Origin of the sequence: Streptomyces sp. P3, assembly GCF_003032475.1 — a bacterium.
Classification (GTDB): Bacteria; Actinomycetota; Actinomycetes; order Streptomycetales; family Streptomycetaceae; genus Streptomyces.
In genome coordinates this window covers 7,374,131-7,396,613 of sequence record NZ_CP028369.1, presented here as the reverse complement: position 1 = coordinate 7,396,613, position 22,483 = coordinate 7,374,131, and the positions used below count along the sequence as shown (strand labels likewise).

The window sequence follows — 22,483 nt, the reverse complement described above, 5'->3', positions numbered from 1 at the left end:
TCGCCCAACACCCCGCGGCGCGAGGCGGGTCAGTCAGTGGTCAGGGGGCCGAGGGTGGCCTTGAAGACGGCGGGGACGTTGATGGTGTCCATGCAGCCGCCGACCCCGCCGCAGGCGACCTGGTGGGCGCACGGCGAGCACACCAGCGTCGAGCGCAGGGCGGTCACGTTCGTCACGTGCTTAGGGATGACCTCCGCGCCGTTGCTCGGCCCGAGCAGCAGCACGGCCGGCTTCTTGTGTGCGAGGGCGAGATGAAAGCCGAAGGAGTCCCCGGTGACCACCACGTCGACCAGGCCCGGCAGCGCGGCGGCCTCCTCCAGGCTGAGCGGCGCGTACGCCACCCGGGACTCGTCGGCGCCCCGCAGCCGCAGGTGCCGCACCAGGGCCTCGCACGCGTCGCGGTCGCTCGGGCCGCCGAGGACGGCCAGCTGCGCCCCGTGGTCGATGAGGGCGTCGGCGAGCTCGGCCCAGTGCCGGGCCGGCCACAGCTTCGTCGGCAGCGACCCGCCTAGATTCAGGCACACCCTGGGACCGGTCCGCTCTCCGAGAAGCCCGGCCACACGCCGCCGGGCGGCCTCGGGCACTTCCAGGACGTACGGCTCGCCCGCGTACGGGTAGCCGGCGACGGCGAAGTACAGCTCCGTCCACGTCTGCTGGTTGCCGATCGTGCGGTAGTCGTTCCAGGTGTTCTGCCGGAAGAACTGCATCGCCGCCTCACCCATCGGATACAGGGCGTGGTGGGGGCCGCCGAAGGCGAGCCCCGCCTTGTGCCCGGCGTCGATGCGGTCGACCAGTGCCGCCGCGGATGGAGTCCGCTCGAAGGAGTACACCGCGTCGAAACGGCGCGACGGCAGCTGGGCGGCGGCCTCCCAGTCGTGGACGAGGACTTCGTCCACGTACGGGTTCATCCGCAGGATCGGCGCGCACGCCTCGTCCACCAGCCAGGTGATGTGAGCGCCGGGCTTCTCGGCGCGAATCCGCGCGGGAAGCGGGGAGGCGATCAGCATGTCCCCCAGCAGGCCGAGCATCACGATCAGGACCCGGTGGTCGACGGGGTCGTGATGCGGGCAGCCGTGGCACGGCCGCCAGTGCCGGCAGGGCCTCTCGCCGGCGAAGTGCCGACAGTCCGGGCGGATCTCGAACGTGTCCACGGTGTGCACGGGGCCCAAGAAGGCGCCCCGCAAAGGGAGTTGCTCCGGACTCACACGCCACCCCCGGCTCCGACGGTCGCCAGAGCAACGCGCAGGACCTGCTCGTCGGCCCCGTCGCCTTGGTGCGCCTCCACCAGGGCGCGCGTGCGCGCCGCCACGGAGGCCGGGTCGCGGCCGTCGCGCAGCACGGCGGTGAAGATCTCGGTGAGCTCGTCGATCCCTGCCGCGTCCATCCCGGCCCAGGACACCTCCTGCAGGCCCAGGCGCAGCCCCGCCGGGGCGGTGATGTGCGGCAGCGGGATCGCGTTGACGACGATCCCCGCCTCGAACAGCCGGCGGGAGGCTTCCTCGGCGGCCAGCAGCGGGGCGATGTCGATCCACAGCTGATGGCAGTCGGTGAACCCGCCCTTCTCCCCGCACACCGCGAAGCCGCGCTCGGCCAACCCCGCTCCCATACGGCGGGCATTGGCGACGGTGGCCGCCGCGTACACGGTGCCGCGGGCGTCCATCTCAGCGGCGGCCACGGCCAGGGCGACGACGTCGGCCGGATGGTGATGGGAGACGAAGTGCGAGGCGTGCTCATCCAGCCGGGCCGCGAGCTGGGCGTCGTTGGTGGCCAGCAGTCCCTTGTGCGGGCCCGGGTAGGTCTTGTGGGTGGAGCCGCCGAGGCTGTCCGCGCCCTCCGCGAGCGGGTTCTGCCACGCGCCGCCCGCGATCAAGCCCAGCGTGTGGGAGGCGTCGTAGTGGATCAACGTGTCGGGGCCGACCACCTCGCGCAGCCCGGACAAGTCCACGGGGAACAGGCACATGAACGCGTCCAGGTACACCAATTCGGGCTCCGGCTGGCCACCCAGCAGACGGGCGAGGGCGTCCAGGTCGAGGGTGGACGTGGCCGGGTCGACCGGCAGATCTTCCATCTGCAGGCCCAGCCGGGTACCGATGAAGCGGGTCGAGCCGTGTCCGCCGTCGCGCTCCGCCAGATTGAACGCCCTCGCCCCGGGGCGGGCCAGCGCGGAGAGCGCCACCGTCAGCGCCGAAACCCCCGACACCGGCTTGAGGTTCACGTGGCGCGCGCCCAGCTGCGCGCCGAGCCGCACGGCCGCGGCACGCTCGATATCGACCAGATCCTGCCGTCCCGGCCACGCCCAGTTCTCGCCTCCGCCGTCGGGGCCGGGAAAGGCGTACCGCACGGCGGCCTCCGTCAGGTGCGGCACCCGGGCGGCCAGCGACAGCCCATTCTCGCTCGGCACCAGATGCAGCCGGTGCCGGGCAGCGTCGTGGTGGGCTGCCGCCTGCCGCAAGGCGGTAAGCGCGTCGGGTGGGGTGCGGGTCACGAAGCGATCTCCTGACGGTCGAGGATGAGCGGCACCGCAGTGAGTGGGGCCTTGGCCGGCCGGTAGCGGATCCGGCTGGGCGCCCCACCGGGCAGCCGCGGCACGCCCTGGTGAAGGACCGAGGCCATGACGGTGAGAGCCATCAACTCGGCGAGCGGCCGGCCCAGGCAGGCGTGCGCGCCGCCGCCGAATGCCCACAGCCGCGCCCCGCGGGCCTCGCCGTCCAGGAACCGCAGCGGCCGGAACGTATGCGGCTGCGGGAAGACCTCGGGGTCGAAGTGCCCGGCCGACGTGGAGTACGCCACCCGGGTACCGGCCGGGATCCGGTAGCCGCCCAGGTCCACCGGGCACACCGCCTCCCGCAACGAGAGCAGGTTCGGCGAGTGCAGACGCTGAGCCTCGGCGAGGACCGCCCGCAAAACGGGCACGGCATCCCGCCGCGCCAGCACCTCCGGCGTAGCCACGGCCATGTGCGCCTCCGTCTGCGCGAGCACCGCGTGCTGCTGGTTGCCGGCCAACTCGACCAGGCACCAGGTGATCAGGCTCGCCGTCGTCTCCCTCGCCGCGATCAGCAGAGCCAACAGGTGATCCGGCAGCGGGCCCACCGCCTGTGACGCATCCGCGAACGCGGCCACCAGACCTGCCAACGCCGAGTCCGTACCAGGCTCGGCGACAGCCGCAGCCGCCCGGCGGGTGAACAGGGCGTGCAACCGCCGACGGGCTGCACGCCCCGCCCAGTACCGGCCGGTCATGAACCGGTCCCGTCCCGGCGGAGCGCCGGACCCGGCGACGAACGGCTCGAACACGGCGGCGAACACGGCCGAGTCCGCCGTCTCGGGAGCGATGCCGAGCAGTACCCGAGCGCTCAAAGAGCCGGTGAGCGCCCGCACCTCCGTGTACAGATCTCCCACGCCATGCTGCGCCCACCGGGCTGCCACCGGGTCCGTCACCTCCAGCAGGGCTGGCAAGTAGCCAGGCAGCGCCCGGCCCGACAGCGCCGGCCGCAGCCTGCGCCGGGCCTCTGCGTGCCCCTCACCAGTGAGGTTGAACAGGGCGCGGCCGAACAGGTCATGCACCAGCGGGGTGTTGAGCACCTCCAGACAACCGCGCTCGCCGGCGAACAGCTCAACCAGCCCCGCCCAGGTGCCCACCAGCACCGTCTCTTGCCCGTCGACCGCCATCCGAAAGACCGGCCCGTGCCGACGATGTCCTTCCTCCAGGGCCCCCAGCGGGTCCAGGTCGAAACTTCGCACCGTGTGGTGCGGGGGTAACCCGCAGGCCGCCGCGGCGGCCTGCTCAGACACCCGACCGCTCCAGAACGTCCAACTGCCGGGCCGCGCGGGCGGTGACGGCCGCGTGGTCGATCCCGGCCACCTCCAGTGGCGGCTTGCACGCGCAGTCCTCGGGCAGGTCGTCGGCCTCGCCCGTTTCTCCGAACCGCATCAGCGCGTCCACCACCCGATCCGCGCAGACAGGGCAGGCATCCGGGAACACCGACTCGAAGTCCGTCCCCCGCAGGTTCACACACGCCACCCGCACCGCGAGCCGCTCATGGACCCGGCGGATCGCCTCCACCACGGTCCACAGGTTCGGCGGCACGTACTGCCCGGCCTGCCACAGCTCCCACGCCACCGTGTTCCGCGACACCCGTGTCGGGCACAGCGTCATCCCCTGGACCCCGAGCCCGGTCAGGTAGTCGACCGACTGCACCACGTCGGTCACCGCCTCGCCGTCGGTCAGGAACGGCGGCTTGACCATCAGGTAGATCTTCGGATCCACTCCCAGGCCGGCCATCACCATCAGCGCGCGTTCGAAGGAGACCTGGGAGATCCGGGTGTTCACCAGCGTCTCGCGCACCAGCGCGTCTGCGGACTGCAAACCGATCCCGATCTCCAGCCGCACCTCGCCCAGGGCCTGGACGAACGGAGTCAGCGCTCGCTCGGTGACGAACTGCGGCAGCGACTCCACCACCAGCCGCTTCACCCCGGCCGCCGCGACCAGCCGGGCGATCTCCACCTGGACGTTCCGCGGGATCTCCCGTGGCGCGAAGAAGCTGCCGTCGTTGTAGAGGGAGAGCACCTCGTACGACGGCTCGCACTCGGTCCGTTCCAGGGTGTGACGTACCTGATCCAGCAGACTCTCGCGCGAGGTCCCGCCGTGGATGCCGTAGTTGTTCAGATTGGTGAAAGGGCACATCGTGCAGGTCGGCACCGAGCAGCCGCCCGACATGACGATGACCTTCTTACGGCCGACAACGTCACCGTGCGGCAACCGGATCATGTCGTAGTCGACGAACCGAGGCTCCGCCGGCTTCTGCGTCCCCGAAGTTCGTAACTGTAAGGACAGATCACCGATCCGGCGACGCAGGTCCTTCACCGTCACCGGCGAGTCGAGCGCGCGCTCAGGCATGAGGAGCCCCCTTGATCCCCGGTCGATCAATCGGGTCTGCCCGCGGACCGGAAGCGCGGCGCAGCCGTCACGAATCCTCAGAAGAGCCGAAGGCTCAATGCTTGGGAAGACGGCCTCGAACCGCCAGCCCATTGGGTGTGAACCGGACAGACGACAACACTGCGATACGCAACGCCCGCGCATCCGAATGTGGAGGACGCCGATGGCCTAGGAGTTGTAGCGATGGAGGAACACACGCTCGCCTTGAGGGTGAAGAAGGCACCGGCACACTCGACGAGTGAGCAGAGCGGATTCCACTGGGTAGCCGACGGTCCGCCGTGGGCGGCGTGGACAGCATGACGGGGCCTCCCAGGGGACGACGAATCAATCCACTTGCCGCCTATGACCGCGACGACCCGGGTGCCCGTTGCCGGACTCCGGCGAGTCTATCTGGCTTGTGCGGCAAGGGCCATGTGACGAAAACCGCCTGGCCCATCGGCGCACCGCTGCTGACCGCCGCCGTGGCCAGCGTCCGCGTCTGGCACATCGGCGGCACGAGCCGTACATCCTCAAGCACTAACAGCGACCCTGCCCGTGCCGCCAACGAGGCCGCCGCTCTCGCCCTCCTCACGCACCACCGGGTCCCGAGCTCCCGCCTGCTGCACGCTGACATCGAAATGCAGCCGGCCTGGACCGCCCAGAACGTCGTCCAGGCCGAGCCCGTCCCCGCCGACCGGTTCCTGGATGAACTCGCCGGTCCCCTCGCCGCAGTCCATGCCATCCCCGGAACGCACTTCGGGCGCCTCGCCGGAGCCACCCGCCACCACACCTGGCGCGACTACCTCCACGACCGCCTGAACCTGTACACAGAGCCACGGCACCCGATCTCGCTACCATCGCAGCAGCCCTCCGCCAAGACCTCGACCTAGTGAATCTCGACATCGAGCACCGGCTGCTCCACCACGACCTTCAGCTCGGACACCTCGTCCGCGTCCCAGAGGGCCCACGTGTACTGCTGGACTGGGAACTCGCCGCTTTCGGCGACCCGACGTCCGACCTTGCCCGCCTCGCCGTACGTCTACGCCTGCTCTCACCTCAGCCCGTGCTCGCCCATGGGCCCGCTCCAGCCGACCAGCGACGCCTGGAGCTGTACTGGCGTCTCCACCTCCTCGCCGATGCAGCTCTGGCCACCAACCCCGAAGTCCAGGCACACGCCCTGGCCCTCACCACCGGCACCATCACATGATGTGAAACCGCGGGCCCGTCACCGGCCGTCGAGGCCGAAACGAGCCGCCTCGTAGCACACCGCGGGGCAGAATCCCGATGACCGTCCACGAAGGGGGATGATCCGAGTGCGACCCAGCCAACAGATGCGCGACCTCGGCATCGTCCAGTACGGCGCCCCCATCCTGGCCGAGCCCGGCCGCTCCTTTGAACTCCCGGACGAGCGGAAGCAGGCCGACGCCGTCGTCGGTCAACTCCTCGACGCCATGGAACGCATCCGCCGCGCACACGACTTCTCCGGCAAGGGCCTGGGCCTGGCCGCCCCGCAAATCAGCATCGACCGGGCCGCAGCCGTCGTCACGCCGCCCGGCGCCGACCCGATCATGCTCCTCAACCCTCGTATCACTTCCGCATCCGACGAGATGGACGAGAAGTTCGAAGGCTGCCTGTCGTTCTTCGACGTACGGGCCCTGGTTCCCAGGCCCCTGCGGATCACCGTCGAGACGGTGACGCTGGACGGCAGCACCACGACCACGGTCTACGAACGGGGCGAAGCCCGGCTCATCGCGCACGAGATCGATCACCTTGACGGTCTTCTGCTGCTGACTCGGATACGGCCCGGAATGACCCCGATCCCCGTCGAGGAGTACCGCAAGACGGCCGAAGCCACCGGCCGGGCCTGGTCATATGAGTAGAAGAGGCAGGGCATCACCGTGGGCAGGCACGCCCCTCCCGGACCGCCGGACCAGCCGTCCCGCGCGGCCCCTAGCATCGACCCCGACGACCCACTCGCTCCCTACCACCGGCGCAGGTGTGCACCGATGGACGTCTACCGCCGACACCGGCCCGTCGGCGGCGGGGCCACCCACCGTGCGGCCGGAGGAACCGCGGGTCCTGGAGCCCTGGGACGGCTTCGCATACGTGCCCGAAGGCACCGCGCCGAACCTCGTGGCCGCTCAAGCCTGGGCGGCCGGCGGACCGGCGCCGGGCGGGTAGGTCACCGGCTCGATCGGCCCAGGCAGAGCTGGGATCTCGGCGACAATCGCCTCGCTTCAGACACAAATCCGGACCATGGAAACGTTGAGGATTGGCCCGGCTGCAACAACCCGGCCGAACTGCGCATTCGGCTCGATGTGGCGCTCGAGGAGAACGTGGAACTACTCGCAAAGCTCGCCGAGCCCCTAGCCGAGAACGAAGCCAGGATCCACGCCACATGCACCGAGTAGCTCGTCCGCAAGGAGTGCATGTGCTACGAATCATGAGGCGTGGAGGATTGGAAGATGGGCTGGATAGTGTCGAGGTACGCCGACAAGGAAGGCAGGCCAGTTGCATGGCGGACGAGATCGTTGTCGCACAGACGACCATCGACGACGAGGACAAAGCGATGGTCCTGGCGCGAGGCGCAGTCGAGAACCATCTGGCCGCCGGTGCCCACATTGACCCGCCGTTGACCGCGGTCTACTGGTGGAAGGGAAGGATCGAAACCACCCGCGAATGGCGGATCTCATACAAGACGTCCTCCGATCGTCTGCCGGAGCTTGAGACTTGGGTGGCCCAGGAACACACCTATGAGGTTCCGGAGTGGGTCGTCCTGCCAATTGTTGGCGGGTCCGACGCCTACCTGTCGTGGGTGGCCGACGAATCGACCGCAAAGTAGGCCGGAGGATGAGCGTCCGGTTGCTTTTGATGACGCCGGGATGTTCGCCGACCGGGCCGACGTCCGCGTCTGAGCCACGGCATCGGGCGGCAATGCGGCCTCCCATTTTGCTAACCCCAGGGTTCGGAAGGAGTCCTACACCGGCGTGGTGGACTGCCACTCTCGATCGAGGATCGCGTGCACTACGGAGTCCCGCCATCTGCCAGCTTTCAAAACGTGCTCGCGGATCACTCCTTCCTCAATCATCCCGACAGCCGCCATCGTCTTGGCCGAAGCGTCGTTAAGAGGAGACCGCGCTCCCCAAATGCGGTGAAGGCCCAAATCGTCGAAGCCGACGCTGAGCAGCAACCGCACCATGTCCACGCCGTATCCGACGCCCCAGGCATCTGGACGCAGCGCGAAGCCTGTGGTGGCTGCTCGCTGCTGATGCGGATCGGCAGCGAGACGGCCGAACCCGATCAGCTCGTTCGTGTCTCGTTCGATGACGGCGAGAGCGTATTCGATGCGCGGAGTCGCCCTCGCCGAGGCGATCGACCTGGCTACCATCTGGGTCACCTCTTCACGGCTACGCGGTTCGAACGACAGGTGCTCCGTAGCTTCGGGGCTGCCGTAGATGGCCAGCACCGCATCCACGTCCTCATGGGCGAGTTCACGCACTGCAAGGCGTGGGCCAGAACGTCCGACCGGATGCATGGAATACATCACATGATCCCTTTCCAGCTCCAGGGACGCGGCTCGGCACGGCCGCGCAGGCAGTCGACGCGGTACTGTGCCTCGGCTTGCCACACCGGGCGCGTTGCGGCGTGCTGGGCCGCGTAGGTGGTCATGCGCAACTCACGGGCTTCAGCGAGGAGGTCATACCCCTCCCACTGCGTGACGTCTATGCCGTACGCAGCACAGAACTCGGCATACTCCGCTGCGGTGACAGTACCGGTCGTGGACACCTTGACCGCGATGGACACCAGATCCCATTCTGGCGGCCCGACGGAGGCCCGCTCGAAGTCCAGCAGTACCGGCCCATCCGTCGTACGTACGACGTTGCCCACCCACGCATCACCGTGTACAACACACTCGGGCAGGCCCTGGGGCCGGCGCTCCCACTGCTCGCGAAGTTCCGCATGCCGGTCCCGTAACCAGGCGCGATCGTCCGCCGACAGCGACGTGGCCGCCTGGATCCGCTCAGACACCCGGACGAACGGGTCCAGCCGGTCGAGCGGCAGGTCCGGGACCGGCAATGGGTGAAGTTGCTTCAGCAGCGTCACGACGTTCATGACGTTGGCGATCTCGTGCGGCGGGAGCTCGGCCCAAAAGGTCACGGGCTGGCCTCCGGCCTCGATGGGCTGCTCAAACGGCAACGCTCGCACGGCCGACACTCCGTTGTCGGCGAGCCACCGGGCCACGAGGACCTCACGCAAGGCTGCCTTCCACTGGCCAGCGCGGGCGATACGGACGATTACATTGCTGGCGAGACGCCAGATCTCATTCTCGGCGAGGCGGACAGGCTCGGCGCCTGCGGGGTCGAAGTCTGCAAGAGCGCAGGCTTCTTCTAATACGGCACGGGCGGGTACAGCCGAGATCGTCATATCAGCAAGGTAGTCGTGAACCGCTTGTGCTGGTGAGGGTTGCAACGCCTGACCAGCCTGGCGCCGGACTGCCTACTCGCCCTTGGGCTCGCCTGCGGCCAGCTTCGGGCCGATCCGGGCACACCGAGCGGCATAAGCCTGAAGATGCAGACTCTCGAATTCGGCTCGGTCCCAGTCCTCTGGCCTCACCTCCCCGTCCGGCCAGATGTACGCCAAGCCGTGGTCGCCGGTCGAGAGGCTCACCTCCCGCAAGTCGTATCGGTTGTCCTCGAACGAGTCGAGCAGCGTCCATTCCTGGTCGGTCAGGTCGGTGAGCAGGAGGCCAGCCGCGGCGGTTCCGGGCGCGGCAACAAGTCCGGGATAGACCCGGCCTTCGAGCGCAGCAGCACGCCACCCCGGTGCAGAAGCAAGAATGTGGGCCGGTACTCGCCCCAACAGAGCTTCGAGGACAGCAGCGAACTGGAGCGTGCCGTAAACGAACAGCCCGCCAGACGCATCGGAGAGGCGATCGAGACGGCTGGAAGGCTGGACCAAGGTCATGCCTGCAAGGTAGTCGTGATCCGGCGGCGCGGGTATGCCGCCTCCTCCATGTGACAACGGGGGTCGCACTGTGGACTGGCCGCACGTGACTCGCCCGGGATGGGCGTCCGGTCCGGGAAGCCGCGCATCGCAGGGCCAGCCGCTCGGTGGTACAGCTACAGGGTCTCGCCGGGGATGGACAGGTACGTCTCGCGGAGCGCGCTCAGCACGGGGTGAACAGTCGGCAGTTCCTTGTCGTCGATCGCCGACAGGGCGCGTACCCCGATGCTGGTGTTCGTCGCGAAGGCCGCCGCCATGCGCTTGGCCTGGTCGAGAGTCACGGGGACAGTGCGGTGCTCAACGACGTTGGTGTGCTTCTGGAGGAGGGCCATCGTCACGCCGGGCAGCACAGGTGCCTGCGGCCACACCACGGTCCCGTTGCCATCGATGAAGGCAACGTTCCAGGTGCCGCCCTCGCTCACGAGACCGTCGCGGCCGACGAACAGCGCGTCGCCGAACCCCGCGCGCTGTGCTGTCCCACGGGCGTGCAGGGCACCGAAGAGACCCACGTGCTTCACCTCGGGCAGGTCGCGCTCGTACGGCACGCTCATGGCGCGCAGCGGTTCCGGGGGCAGAGCGCCGGCACCCCGCACGGACACCATGATGTGAGGCTCGTCAGCGTTGGCCGGGTGCCCCATCTCCACCTTTGGGTCGTAGATCGTGACGCGGGCGACGCACGGGCTGCTCTGCCCCTCCAGGGCCCGGCGGATGTACTCGCGAACGAGCGTGGTGTCCAGATCCGCGCCCCACACGGTCTTGCAATCCCGTACGAGCCGTTCCATGTGCAGGGAGAGGCCCCGGATGGCGCCATCTCCATCGATGCGCATAGACGTGAAGTGACCGAAGTTGGTCAGGGCCAGGGGGAGCAAGTCGTCTGCGGACACCGGCTTTCCATCAAGAGTTGCCATGCGGCCCAGCATGTCAGGACCGTCCGCTTCTGCGGCAACCCCGGTCACTCGCCGTCTCCGAGCTGGTCACCAACGCCGTCGAGCACCGGACCGGAGACGTGGGACCCCGGGTCCACCACCACGGACAGCGAGTTGCGGATCGAGGTCACTGACGACATCCCGACTCCAGCCGATCTGCGCTCCTCATCACTCCTTCTCTGCCCAGTAGTTCTCCAGCATCTCGCCAGGCCACGCTGGCTCGTGAACCGGGCCGCGCGGACCCATCTCGATGAAGAACGGAGACAGGTCGTAAATCTTGGTGCCGACCACGGCGTCCAGGTCGGTCACCCGCAGACGGAGGCCGTCGACTCCCATCAGGCGGGGGAATGACTGTGCGAGCTGATTGGGGCGCCGGTGGTTGCGGTGCGCGAAGGTGCCTGTTGCCGGCCATTGCGGGTTTCCGCGCGGGCTGCGAGCGTGGTACTCGACGTCGCTCGGGGACGCTTGGTCGAAGTGCCAAACGACCACCAGATGAGAGAACTCTTCCAGCCCCTGCACAGAGTCGAGGGGAAACTCATCCTCATCGAGCTGAATTACCGACTCGACGCCACCCCAATAGTCATCGGCGACCTCCGTACGGCCCGCGACAACCTCCCCGATCGGCTTGATCTCCAAAGCCATGGCCCAGCCTTTCGACTCCGTCTCAACGACACTTGCGATCAATCTACTTGGGCCAGATATGCGGACGCACGGGCATCGAGTACGCCCACCGCGGGGATGCCGCGCTTCCGGTAGGGCGACAGAAGTCGTCGCATCTCGACGACCCTCTGCCGCGCACGGCCGGAGTAGATCCCGTCCTCCATCGCGTCCAGGACGCTGGTCCATGTCGCGCAGGCTTCTTCGACGCCACCTTGTGCGATTTGCGTCGCGCCCATGTACCCGAGGGTCACCGCGTGCGTCCGCCGGAACGCAGTTCCACGCGTGCGCACGGAGCGCCGGAACTCCTTGATCGCCCTCTGGTGATCACCGAGATCCCGCAGCGTGCATGCGGTCTCGTGTGCCAACGACGCCTCACCGAAGAAGAACGTGCGGTCCGGCTCCCTGATGCCGTCATGGGCGTTCGACAGATTGTCCTCCGCTCGCAGCAGGGCCCGGACCGCCTCTTGATTGTGGTCATTCGCAGCGAGAGTCCGCGCGTGCACTACACCCAAGAGAGCACGTTCCCGGGGCGTGGCGGCTGCGTACCGCTCGCCGTGCACCGAAGCCTGCGCGATCTGAAGGGCTTCTCGTCGGAAACCAAGGTCGAGTGCCTGGTGCGCCATGGCCCGCAGTATGTGTCCGATCAGGGGTGCGTCGCCGGAGCGCGCTGCCAGCTTCACCGCGGTATTGAAGCGCTGGAGCGCGATCGCATGCTCGCTGTTGTCGAAGCCCATCCAACCCGATAGATACGCCAGTTCGGCGGAGGCCGCGAACATGGCGCGCCGGGTCTCATCGTCAGCGAACCTGCCCCGGAGGAAGTTGTGGGCCTCATTCCGCAGGTACTCGTCGACCGCGCGCCGGCCGTGCCCGCCGCCACGCCGCTGGTCCATGCGCGAGAACGCTAGGGTCAGCTCCCGTACGGTCTCGACGTCTCCCCGGCCGACGCGCTTGCCCGTCGACGGCTCTTCGGCTGGTGGCCGCGACATGGCGTCCCACCACGTCTCGTCCGGCAGGATCAGGGCCGCCGCGGAGTACACTCCGCCTGCCAGCAGGCGGCGCCGGTCCGGGTCCACGCCACTCCCTATGTCGTTCAGCGTGATCAACGGATCGACGCGCCAGTCCAGCGCCCCCTGCGCTGGTGAGGTGGAAGCTGCGAACCCGATCTCTTGTGGCGTGATCTCACGCTTCAAGCGACGGGACAGCGCCTGGCACAAGATAACCGGTGCGATTCCCGTCGGCTGGGTGCCTCCCACCCACATGCTCACGTGGGAGCGCCCGATCTTGGAGTTTTCCCGGACCTCGCCTCTCAGTGTCTCCTCGGCGACTCGGTTGTACGCCGCGGCAGCCTGGGCCCGTGACCAGCGAGCTTCCTCCAGCAGTGCGGCTAGCTTCTCGTTCCGCTCGCGCGCCATCCTTGCGCCCCCACCAGTGAACTCGATCTTTGACCACGTTGACCGACCTGCGCTCTCTGGAAGCCCAAGGCCAGCCACAGCTCCAACGCTAGACTCAACTAGCCGCCCACGTTCGACATGTGGCAGAAAGTCACCTCACGGGGCAACCTCTGGTCATTCAAGGCGGCCGGGCTCAGGTCGGTGGGAGAGGAGCCGGGCGCGGCCCTCTTGATGTCTCAGGCCGGACGCTTGACCATGACGGCGTACAGCGGGGAGTCGTCGGACGGTTTGGCCTCGTCCTGCTTCTCATAGCCCCACTTCTCGTACAGAGCCTGCGCACGCGCTCGCCAGAACACGGCAAACCATCGAGGCCACGGGCACCAGAGCGCCCGCGGTCGTGAGCTGGATCGAGGAGTCCCGTCGATGGACGTTCGGATGCGTGGAGTCGACGAGGAACACTCTACGGCGGAGGTCCTTGCCACCGTGAGCTGATAACTACGCTTGCCCTCATGGCGACTAACAGCGTGAGCGTTCGCACCCTTGACGGCCTGCACCTGGCGGGCACCCTGGTACGTCCCCAGAAACCGACACCGTCGGCCGTGGTGCTTGTGCACGGCGGAGGCGTCACCCGTGAAGAAGGCGGCTTCTTCACGCGGCTTGCAGACGGCCTTGCTGACGCCGGTATCGCCTCACTCCGGTTTGACCTACGCGGCCATGGCGAGAGTGAAGGACGGCAGGAAGAGCTAACGCTCTCGACAATCCTCAACGACATTCGCATCATGCTTACGCACGTCCACAAAGCGACTCAGGCCGAACAAATCACGTTGCTAGGCGCGAGTTTCGGCGGCGGTATCTGCGCCTACTACGCCGCAAAGCGGCCGAACGAAGTTACTCGGCTCGTGCTGTTCAATCCTCAGCTGGACTACAAGCGGCGGACTATCGACAGTCGGCCGTACTGGACAGATGACGTCATCAGCGAGGAAGCTGCCCAGGAACTCAACGAGCGCGGCGCACTTCAGTTCACGCCAACGCTCCACCACGGGCGGCCCATTCTCAACGAGGTGTTTTGGCTTAATCCCCATGAAGCACTCGGGGAGGTTCAAGCACCAACTCTCATCGTGCACGGCACGGCTGACACGCTCGTTCCGTACGAGTCCTCGCGCGTTGCTGTCGAGCAGTTCACGGCACCGGTTGAGCTCGTGCCCGTTGAGGGCTCGCAGCACGGTTTCGCTGTCCATGATGACCCGCAATACTTGAACCCTAAGAGCCAGGGATACCAAGCCTTCGTCATCCGCACCGTGATCGAGTGGCTCAGGCAGTAAGCAACTCACGGAATTCGCGAACCGCAGGCCGGCTACGCCACCTATCAAGGGTCAGAAGTACCTCGCCGAGGACGCGCACTGTGCGCTCTGACTTCACTTCGCGCGCCACTTCGGCCGACTCCTTGCCGACCTTCGCGGCTTCATCAGGCTCACCGCTGAGCGCCAATGCTGCCGCCCGTCGTGCATTGAAAAAGCCCGTGTCGCGGCGGGAGAGGCTACCCGTGCTCAGTACGTCGCTGAAGAGATCGACGGCGAGACTCGGCTTACCGGCCTCGGTGTAGGTAATTGCATCGCGGAGCAGGCGCGTGTGCCCAGTGAAGTACGCCCCGAGACTGTTTGGCTCCTCCTCGGGAACGCTGGCCAAGAGGTTTTGTGCCGTGTCCAGTTTGCCGCGCACCACGTCGAGCGGGTCCCCGAGCATGGCGCGACCTAGCGCTTCTTGCTGCGTAACTTCGGCCCGGACACGGACCGGCAGCTGCCAGCGGGCATTGCTGGCAGCTTCGGCAAGCGTCAGCATGCGCAGGGCATCACGCTCGTCGTACGCCATCTGTGACTTTTTGAGAAGTACGTAGCCCTGCATGGCTGCGTTGTCCGCTTCCTGCGCCCACTCCATTGCGCGGTCATACCAGAAGACGGCCGCCTGCGGCTGTTGAATGTCTCGGTACAGCCATCCGGTGAACTCTGCACCTTCCGCACCGACGGCGAGGAGTTCACGGCGCACACGCGGCGTCACGTCCCGAGCATGGCCCTCAATCGCACCCAATAGGCCGAGCATAACCGGCAGCGTCTTCTTCGGGCCGAGCGCCCCGTCGTCGCGCTTGGCTTGTTCGAGTTGGCGACGGAAGTAGCTAACGACCGGCCCGTCGAGGTAGCGGGCATCGTCCAGCGCAGCCGCAATGTGCTCTAGCTCGTACAGCCCGAGGCCAGGCAGCGCGGCAGCTGCTACGCCAGTCCTGAGCAAGTCGCGGCGGTTTATGGGGCTCATGGGGTCTCGCTTGCGTGCGTCCGTGGCGGTGCTGTCCGCCGAGTGACCAAGTAGCGTGCCCAAACCGCTCGCTGCAAGGGTCTCAGCGTTTACCGGCACCAGGACTGTCCGGCCGTGGATAACGATCGGCAGCATCACGCCGACCTGCGGAGCCTCTTTCTGAGCGGACGACGTTTCTTCGGGTGGTGGCACTACAGGAACCGCCTCGGTAGAAACTTCCTGCATTGACCTGGGCAACTTGAACCACAGTAGGTCTGCCGGAATCCGCAGGCTATGCGCCCACCTCATGAGTTTGCTGAGGTCTTGCGGAGGTTTGCCGCTCTCAATACGGCTTAGTTGCGCCTGATTGAGTCCGAGCCATACCGCCATGGCTTCTTGCGAGAGCACACGGCCATGCCACGGATGCGTGCGATAGGCGTAGAACACCCGGCCCATGTGCCAACTACTCAGCGCTTCACGCATGGTGGGCCGCTGCCAGAACTCCGGGGGCACAACGGGCGGGGAGGCCACAGCATGAGCCCGGTCCTTACGGAGGCAGAGGGCGCACCGGTTCGCGTAATTGTCCCGTGCCAACCGCGTGCCACAGGCGCAGTGCCGAACCTGCCCAGTTGCCATGTGCCGTACCCCGCTCGTCTGGCGCTCCGCTCTGGGAGCCCAAGCCTAGAGACGCTAGATGTCCGCTGTCCGGCGGTCCATGCGTCTCATGCATACCCGCTCATGCAACGACGCAATGACGCAAGAGGGTTCGCGGCCCTCATGCTCCTAACCGTGCTTCGCCCGATGGCGTCCCGCCAGGTGGTGTAGTCGGGCAGCGTCCCGGAACGCGCGGGTGTCTGCCCGGGGCGTGCAACCGCTGGCGGTGCATGCTCCCTGAACAAGGGCAGGCCATCGCGCAAGTCTCTCTGGTGAACGGGCAGTTCGACCGGAGGAGCACGCGATGGCCTTGTCCCAGTCTGAGCTGATGCGGCTGCTTGAGTCACTACGTCAGGCCGATGGAGTTGAAGCAATCAGGGTGGTGTGCGAGCGCATCCTGCAGGAGCTGATCGAGGCCGAGGCCACCGAGGTGATCGGCGCCGCGCCGCGCGAGCATTCCCAGACGCGCACGACCTGGCGCAACGGTCACCGGGACAGGCTGCTGACCACGCAGGCCGGCGACCTGGACCTGAAGATCCCGAAGGTGCGGAGCGGGTCGTTCTTCCCGTCGCTGCTGGAACGCCGGCGGCGGATCGACCGGGCGTTGTTCGCCGTGGTGATGGAGGCATACGTGAATGGTGTCTCGACCCGCTCGGTCGACGACCTGGTCAAAGCACTCGGTGCGGACAGCGGGATCTCCAAGTCCGAGGTCTCCCGCATCTGCGGTGAGCTGGACGAGGAGCTGACCGCGTTCAAGGAGCGGCCGCTGGACCACACCGTCTTCCCCTACGTCTTCCTGGACGCCACCTACTGCAAGGCCCGGGTCAACCACCGGATCGTCTCCCAGGCCGTGGTCATCGCCACCGGGATCTCCGCCACCGGACACCGCGAGATCCTCGGGCTGATGGTCGGCGACAGTGAGTCGAAGCCGTTCTGGACGAAGTTCCTGCGCTCGCTGCGGGCCCGCGGCCTGGAGAACGTCCAGCTGGTTATCTCCGACAGCCACAGCGGGCTGGTGGCCGCGATCCGCACCGTTTTCCTCGGTGCGGCCTGGCAAAGGTGCCGGGTTCACTTCGTCCGGGACGTGTTCTCGGTGATCGAGAGGGGCTCCGGGGAGATGGTCGCCGCCACCATCCGCACCATCTTCGCGCAGACCACCGGCGAGCAGGTGCGCACTCAGCTGAACGTGGTCGCCGACATGCTCGGACGTCAGTTCCCGCAGGTCAAGAAGATGCTGCTGGACGCGGCAACAGACATCACCGCATTCGCCGACTTCCCGCCGGCCCACTGGAAGAAGATCTGGTCGACCAACCCGCTGGAGCGGCTGAACCGGGAGATCAAACGGCGGGCCGATGTCGTCCAGGTCTTCCCCAACCCCGCCGCTCTGGACCGGCTCGCCGCCGCGGTGCTGGCCGAACTCCACGACGAGTGGCAGGTCTTCGACCGCCGCTATCTGTCGGAAGCCTCCATGGCCGAGCTCTTCACCACCAAGTCAACCGAACCCGAACCGCAGATCACCCCACAACCGGAACCGAAACAGCTGCCGTGACTACACCACCTCGCGGGACATGACCCTTCGCCCAGCAATCGACAGCAAGGGAGCACCACCATGGACCCGGGAACCCGTCGTCAATCGACGGGAGTTGGCCGCGCAGACCGCTGTGCACTGGATCCATGCCAAACGCACAACGTTGACGTGGCAGCGGCCATGCGTGCCCATCCCGCGCGCACCACGCCACCCGCTGCGTCGATGTCCGCAGACGATCTTTGACCACCTTGACCACCTCCGATCTCTTGACCCCATTCCAGTCACCGGGATTAGGCGGTTCGCTCTTGTAGGCCGGCTACTCGACGAGCGGGAGCACCCCCACATGAACTCCTCTACTGGCAGATCCACTGTCTCGAGCGCCGTACTGCTGGGCGGCGTCGGCCCGCAGTGGCACGGTGGGACCGGCCCCCGATGAGCCCCGCCACGGCCGTCGCCATGGTCGCAGCAGAACTCGTGCACCAAACCGCCCTCGGTTTCGCGGTGGCCTTCACCCCGGACAAGGCCCGAGTCGGACGCATGCGGCGGATCACCGCCGCCCACTTGCGGCTGTGGAGAGTACCTGGGCCGACCGCGGAGAACATTGTGCTCGCCGTCTCCGAGCTTGTCGCCAATGCCATCGAACACGGCTGCGGAGACATCGAGTTGACGGTCCTCTACTCCTGCGGAGAGGTACGGGTCGAAGTCACAGACGGCAACCCGGCGCCAGCCAAGCTCACCGTTGCGGACGACGAAGATGTCTCCGGCCGCGGGCTGTTCCTCGTTGCCGTCCTCGCACAGGACTGGGGCGTCAGCGCCGACGGCAGGTCGACGTGGTGCGTCTTCGGCGTTCCTACGAGGAGGTCGTGATGATCGCAGTCACGCGAGAAGCTGCCTCAGGACTAAGCCGGCGATGCTCCACCGAAGTAGTGAGTCCACTACCTGCATCGTCGTCCCCTCCCGAGATTTCAGGGTCGTCTGGGGGGAGCGACGGAACGGCCCAGCCGCAACGACTCACCGTTGTTGGGTCGTTCGGCCCTGATGGTCGTGTAACCAGTGGGACGTCCCAGGACGTCCCGACCGGGTCCTGCGGCGCGGTACCGGTGTCTACGGGCCCCTTGGACGATGCCCATGTAGCACGCTGCGCCGTGCTTCACCTGGACGAACCGCCCTTGTCGGCGAGTGGCGGCTCGAAATGCCTCGGCGGCTCCTCCTTGAGGGCCGCCGAGGTGACACCCCGATCGCTAACTTCGTATTCGATTAGTGGAGTTGCCCTTATGCCTCGCACCACGGCCTCGGCCCACCCAGTCGGCAGTGGGCAGGTGGACGGCGTGTCCTGGCCGGAGGGCTCATTCAGGGAACTGAGCCTTGACCTGAGGACCGTTGTATCGACCCTCGCACCTGGACCATCGCCTGTCGCGGCGCAGGAGACCCTTCACCGCGAAGTGACCAGACTGGTCTTCGCCGAGACTGCCTCCGTCAGCGAAGACCCGGACGAACGACACGTCCAACTGCTCCTCATGCGCGGTCACTTGATGCGACTACTCGGAGCAGTCGTTCCTGTCGATGCCAACGAGCCTCCTCTGGAAGACGCTCGACTGGTCATACGCGTGCGTGCGCTACTCGACGAAGAGATTCCCGGCGACACCGTGCGTGCGGCGTCCCTGCACCGGCGGATGTCCGAGGTCGGGCGGGAGCTGCTCGCCGTCTTTCCTGCTGTCGACGCCTCTGCCGACATGGTCGACGGCTGGGGCAGGACTGTGTGCGCCGGGTTCGATTCGACCCGTATCCGCGAAGCCATTCGTGCAGCGAAGTCCTGGAAGCACGCGGGGGTGTACCCGCATCCGCGCACCCTCGCGGCGGTCACACGAGCGCTCAGCGGCTACGTCACCACTCTCGTCCCCCACGTCTCGATCCACTTGGAATCGCTCGCCGCCGGGAGTCGCGGGTCCGCATGCGGTGAGGCGATCGAACGCTCGCAGGAGGCCCGCGACGTCGCTCCGGGAGAGGGGCTCAAGGCGGCGAGGGAGCACGCATACCGTCTCGCCGTCCACACCGAGACCCTGGTGCGCTACGCCGAACAGGACTGCGAGCGGGACGGTGCATGACATGACCGGGTCCTATCGCGCGGCGCCTCCTCAGCGGATTCACCGTGCTCCGGCCGCCCCACCGAATTCGGGCTCACCCCGCAAAGACGAGCCGGCCCCAGGGCGCGTTCGACGTGGCTGGCGACAGGCTCGCGAGCACCGGGGCGCCGTCCTCCTCGCTACCGCCATCAGCCTGCCCAACGTCTACGTCCTCGCCGAACTCGCCCTGCAGCTCTACGGCGGTTCGTAGCTCACGCCCCAACCAGCCGACCAGCGAAGTGGGCCGGCCCCGATAAGACGACGACTGTGCCAGAACACCAAAGGAGTACGACCATGCCGGCCCCGGACGAGACCGTCTCGCCGCCGCTCTCCCCTCAGGAGCGGGAGGCTCTGCTGGGCATCTCTCAGGGAAAGACGACCGCAGAGACGGCCTGCGACATGGGAGTGTCCGACAGCACGGTCAAGACGTACATCCTCCGGATCGGCGGAAAGCTCGGAACTTCCGAGCGGGCGAGCATGGTGGACCTCGCCTACCGTCACGGGTACTTGGACGTCCCCGGGCCTGTGGACTACGTCGTCAAGCTGCCCAAGGAGCAGCACACCGTCCTGGCAGGGCTCGCCGGCGGAAAGACCGTCGAGGAGATCGCGGCCGGCGCGAAGCGTCCGCTGTACGACGTGCGCAAGGACGCTCGACGCCTGCTGCGGGCGCTGGGTGCTTCCTCGGCCGCGCACGCGGTCACGCGAGGATGGCAGTTGCGTCTCCTGAGCCCCGCGACCGGCCGTGACAACTCCGGAGACGTCGTCGCCATGGCAGGACAGGCATGAACGCCCGCGTCGAGGCCGGCAGCCTGCGACCGGGCAGTGGCCCCGTTCACCAGCACGCGGGGGACGTGTTCACCTGCGACCGGCGGCAGGACTTCGTGCCCCACGTGATCCGGACGCACCGAGGTGGGCGCTGGCGCAGGGTGGACCGGAGTAAGAACGCCGGTGAGTGGGCGAAGTTCGTCCATCGCTCCGAGATGCTCGTGTTCGACGTCGACGACGGTGGGGAGGGCGGCCCCGGCATCGTCACGGGAGTGATCCCGTCCAAAGAAGACGTCACGGCACGCCTGGCCGCGCTCGCTCCAGTGCCGGGGACGGCCGTGGCCGAGATCGGTACGGACTGCGGCTGGACGGCAGCCTCTCTGGAGCACCATCTCCAGGGCGGCCAGGTGGTGACGGTCGCGGACACAGAACGTCTCGCCGAGATCGCCCGGCAGCGCCTACGTCCCTACCCGCGGGTTCAGGTGGTCAGCGGGTCTCAGGCCGGGGTCTTGGGACCGGCGGGTTCGTTCCACGGGCTCATGTCCCATCGTGCGGTACGCCGTGTGCCGTGGGAGTGGGTCACCCGGGTTCGTCCGGGTGGTCGGCTGTGCCTGCCGGTCCGTACCGCTCTGGGCGGATCCAGCACTCTGCTCGTCCTGACCGTGGCGCGGGACGGGGCGTCGGCCAGTGGCCGTTTCCACGCCGGACCGGCTCCGCAGACCGTGTGGCTGCGCGAGCACCGCCCTGGTGAGGGCAGCTCCGTCGAGTCGCAGGGCAGCCCGAGGGCGTCGGAAGCCCTGGCCGCGAGGGGGGCGCACGTACGGCTGGCTGCCCGGTTGTTCGCCGGCATGCTTCGCCCTGACCTTCGGATGCAGGTCGTGCGCGGCGTTGCGCAGCTCGAAGGCGACGTTGCCGACCGCCTGCGTATTCATGACCACCAGGCGTCTCGGGCAGTGGTCTTCCTCCACTCCCCCCGCATCTACGAGTGGGGGCCGCGCGATCTCGGCTCCGATCTGTTCGACGCGCTCGGTCAGTGGCACGCGGCCGGAGAACCAGAGGTGGAGCAGCTGGGCGTGACGATCACGGAGACCGAACACACGCTGTGGCTCGGTGCACCGGACGGTCCGTCGTGGCGTCTGCCCGAACTCCACACGATCACCGGCGAGGTGGAGCGGCATGCGACCTGACCATCCGATGCTCCTGCACCCCTCCGCAGCGATCGCCGAGTTGCAAGCACGGCCGTCGAGCGCCCGGATGCAGAACTACCTGCTCGGCGGGCGAGACCACTACATCGTCGACCGTGACGGGGCCCGTCGGGCGGCCGACCGCATGCCGTTCCTGGAGAGCGCCGTCCGCCACGAGCGCATGTACGTGCTCCTGATGGTGCAGGCCCTGGCCATCGCGGGCATCCGGCAGCTGGTCGACTTCGGCTGCGGCCTTCCCTACAGCCCCACGCCGGTGGATGTCCTGACCCGCATTCATCCCGACGCCCGCGCCGTGTGCATCGACAATGACGTGCTGGTGCACACTCACGCCGACGCAATGATGACGGGCAAGGCGCTCGCTGTCGTCGAGAGCCTGTGCGCCGACGTACGCGACCCCGAGTCGGTTCTCGCTTCCAGAGAAATCCTGGAGACGATCAACTGGCGAGAACCGGTCATCCTTCTGTTCGGTAGCGTGCTCCACCACATCGAGGACACCGCGGCGCAGCCCCTGACCGTCCTCGTCGACCAGTACAAGCACGTCGCCGCCACCGGCAGCGCTCTCGTCATCACGCACGCCACCGCCGACGTCTCGGGCAAACCCGTGCGCCGATTCGCCAAGACCATGACGGCGGCCGGCTGCCCCGTCCACCTGCGGACGAAGGAGCAGATCGCCCGACTGTTCGACGGCTGGCAACTGAGCTCCCCGGGCCTGACCGCGCCACAGACACTGGCACTCGAATACCCGGTCCTGCCCCAGGCCGCGTCATACGCCGGCACGGCCCGAAAGGAGTCCGCGCGTGGCCGAGCTGTGTGATCAGCAGATCGGCGTGATCAAGCCGGTGACCAGCCAACTCTCAATGGTGTCCCGGATAGAATCCGTGACGTCCGGAAACGGGCACCCGGGCGTCGCGGTCACTGACGCTAGACGTCACGTCTGCACCCCGGAGATCCGCATGCCCCACACCCGCGCGTTCGCGCGCGTTCCCGAAAACCCCTTTGCGGGTCGGCTAGCCGACGTCACGCCGCGGT

General features: G+C 67.4%; 22 protein-coding genes. 11 read left to right on the top strand and 11 right to left on the bottom strand.

Features of this window, described 5'->3' with window-relative positions:
* Positions 1-29: 29 nt before the first annotated feature.
* From C6376_RS32630 to C6376_RS32615, 4 genes are read right to left on the bottom strand one after another with little or no spacing between them, the layout of a single operon-like run.
* A complete protein-coding gene (locus C6376_RS32630) occupies positions 30-1,151 on the bottom strand; it encodes a glycosyltransferase family 9 protein (protein WP_159083335.1) in 1,122 nt (373 codons plus the stop codon).
* A 50-nt stretch (positions 1,152-1,201) separates the two neighbouring features.
* Positions 1,202-2,485, bottom strand: coding sequence for a hypothetical protein (locus C6376_RS32625; protein ID WP_159083334.1), 1,284 nt, complete (start codon positions 2,483-2,485; stop codon positions 1,202-1,204).
* Positions 2,482-3,789 carry a cytochrome P450 gene (locus C6376_RS32620; RefSeq protein ID WP_159083333.1) on the bottom strand — a complete coding sequence of 436 codons (1,308 nt, stop codon included), beginning with the start codon at positions 3,787-3,789 and terminating at the stop codon, positions 2,482-2,484. The genes C6376_RS32625 and C6376_RS32620 overlap by 4 nt, the downstream gene beginning before the upstream one ends.
* Complete coding sequence (locus C6376_RS32615; RefSeq protein WP_159083332.1) at positions 3,782-4,894, bottom strand: radical SAM protein; 1,113 nt, start codon at positions 4,892-4,894, stop codon at positions 3,782-3,784. Before C6376_RS32615 ends, C6376_RS32620 begins: the two co-directional genes overlap by 8 nt.
* A gap of 452 nt (positions 4,895-5,346) precedes the next feature.
* On the opposite strand from C6376_RS32615, the gene C6376_RS32610 reads away from it, so the two are divergent.
* The 4 genes from C6376_RS32610 to cutA all read left to right on the top strand — a co-directional run bounded on the left by C6376_RS32610 (position 5,347) and on the right by cutA (position 7,754).
* Positions 5,347-5,802, top strand: a complete 456-nt coding sequence (locus C6376_RS32610; RefSeq protein WP_107446649.1) for a hypothetical protein — start codon at positions 5,347-5,349, stop codon at positions 5,800-5,802.
* Positions 5,703-6,119 (top strand): phosphotransferase family protein, encoded by a 417-nt coding sequence (locus C6376_RS32605; protein WP_107446648.1) that lies wholly within the window; start codon positions 5,703-5,705, stop codon positions 6,117-6,119. Before C6376_RS32610 ends, C6376_RS32605 begins: the two co-directional genes overlap by 100 nt.
* A 97-nt stretch (positions 6,120-6,216) precedes the next feature.
* Positions 6,217-6,792 carry a peptide deformylase gene (locus C6376_RS32600; RefSeq protein ID WP_107446647.1) on the top strand — a complete coding sequence of 192 codons (576 nt, stop codon included), beginning with the start codon at positions 6,217-6,219 and terminating at the stop codon, positions 6,790-6,792.
* Positions 6,793-7,427: 635 nt separating this feature from the next.
* The gene (cutA, locus tag C6376_RS32590) at positions 7,428-7,754 is read left to right on the top strand and encodes a divalent-cation tolerance protein CutA (RefSeq protein WP_107446646.1); all 327 of its coding nucleotides are present in this window, start codon (positions 7,428-7,430) and stop codon (positions 7,752-7,754) included.
* 135 nt (positions 7,755-7,889) lie between these two features.
* On the opposite strand, the gene C6376_RS32585 is transcribed toward cutA, so the two are convergent.
* The 6 genes from C6376_RS32585 to C6376_RS32560 form a co-directional block, all read right to left on the bottom strand.
* Complete coding sequence (locus C6376_RS32585) at positions 7,890-8,447, bottom strand: GNAT family N-acetyltransferase (RefSeq protein WP_107449325.1); 558 nt, start codon at positions 8,445-8,447, stop codon at positions 7,890-7,892.
* A gap of 8 nt (positions 8,448-8,455) precedes the next feature.
* Positions 8,456-9,337: a phosphotransferase family protein gene (locus C6376_RS32580; protein ID WP_107446645.1), complete on the bottom strand. Its 882-nt coding sequence runs from the start codon at positions 9,335-9,337 to the stop codon at positions 8,456-8,458.
* Positions 9,338-9,409: 72 nt separating this feature from the next.
* Positions 9,410-9,877 (bottom strand): gamma-glutamylcyclotransferase family protein, encoded by a 468-nt coding sequence (locus C6376_RS32575; RefSeq protein WP_107446644.1) that lies wholly within the window; start codon positions 9,875-9,877, stop codon positions 9,410-9,412.
* 155 nt (positions 9,878-10,032) lie between these two features.
* The gene (locus C6376_RS32570) at positions 10,033-10,824 is read right to left on the bottom strand and encodes an aminotransferase class IV family protein (protein ID WP_173985782.1); all 792 of its coding nucleotides are present in this window, start codon (positions 10,822-10,824) and stop codon (positions 10,033-10,035) included.
* Between the two features lie 186 nt (positions 10,825-11,010).
* Positions 11,011-11,484, bottom strand: coding sequence for a TrmO family methyltransferase (locus C6376_RS32565; RefSeq protein ID WP_107446642.1), 474 nt, complete (start codon positions 11,482-11,484; stop codon positions 11,011-11,013).
* Positions 11,485-11,522: 38 nt separating this feature from the next.
* Positions 11,523-12,914 (bottom strand): Tat pathway signal protein, encoded by a 1,392-nt coding sequence (locus tag C6376_RS32560; RefSeq protein ID WP_107446641.1) that lies wholly within the window; start codon positions 12,912-12,914, stop codon positions 11,523-11,525.
* 488 nt (positions 12,915-13,402) lie between these two features.
* Here C6376_RS32560 and C6376_RS32545 point away from each other — a divergent pair, with 488 nt between their 5' ends.
* Positions 13,403-14,215, top strand: coding sequence for an alpha/beta hydrolase (locus tag C6376_RS32545; RefSeq protein ID WP_107446640.1), 813 nt, complete (start codon positions 13,403-13,405; stop codon positions 14,213-14,215).
* Here C6376_RS32545 and C6376_RS32540 read toward each other — a convergent pair.
* Entirely contained in the window at positions 14,205-15,662 is a 1,458-nt protein-coding gene (locus tag C6376_RS32540; RefSeq protein ID WP_107449324.1) for a helix-turn-helix domain-containing protein, read from the bottom strand. The genes C6376_RS32545 and C6376_RS32540 overlap by 11 nt on opposite strands.
* A 475-nt stretch (positions 15,663-16,137) precedes the next feature.
* On the opposite strand from C6376_RS32540, the gene C6376_RS32535 reads away from it, so the two are divergent.
* The 6 genes from C6376_RS32535 to C6376_RS32510 all read left to right on the top strand — a co-directional run bounded on the left by C6376_RS32535 (position 16,138) and on the right by C6376_RS32510 (position 22,268).
* Entirely contained in the window at positions 16,138-17,382 is a 1,245-nt protein-coding gene (locus C6376_RS32535; protein WP_107446639.1) for an IS256 family transposase, read from the top strand.
* A 411-nt stretch (positions 17,383-17,793) separates the two neighbouring features.
* On the top strand, positions 17,794-18,228 hold the full coding sequence (locus C6376_RS32530) for an ATP-binding protein (RefSeq protein ID WP_107446638.1): 435 nt from the start codon (positions 17,794-17,796) through the stop codon (positions 18,226-18,228).
* A 461-nt stretch (positions 18,229-18,689) separates the two neighbouring features.
* Positions 18,690-19,466 carry a DUF6415 family natural product biosynthesis protein gene (locus tag C6376_RS32525; RefSeq protein WP_254076167.1) on the top strand — a complete coding sequence of 259 codons (777 nt, stop codon included), beginning with the start codon at positions 18,690-18,692 and terminating at the stop codon, positions 19,464-19,466.
* 312 nt (positions 19,467-19,778) lie between these two features.
* Positions 19,779-20,270, top strand: coding sequence for a LuxR C-terminal-related transcriptional regulator (locus C6376_RS32520; protein WP_107446636.1), 492 nt, complete (start codon positions 19,779-19,781; stop codon positions 20,268-20,270).
* Positions 20,267-21,436 (top strand): protein-L-isoaspartate O-methyltransferase, encoded by a 1,170-nt coding sequence (locus tag C6376_RS32515; RefSeq protein ID WP_107446635.1) that lies wholly within the window; start codon positions 20,267-20,269, stop codon positions 21,434-21,436. Before C6376_RS32520 ends, C6376_RS32515 begins: the two co-directional genes overlap by 4 nt.
* The gene (locus C6376_RS32510; RefSeq protein ID WP_107446634.1) at positions 21,426-22,268 is read left to right on the top strand and encodes an SAM-dependent methyltransferase; all 843 of its coding nucleotides are present in this window, start codon (positions 21,426-21,428) and stop codon (positions 22,266-22,268) included. Before C6376_RS32515 ends, C6376_RS32510 begins: the two co-directional genes overlap by 11 nt.
* Positions 22,269-22,483 lie beyond the last annotated feature (215 nt).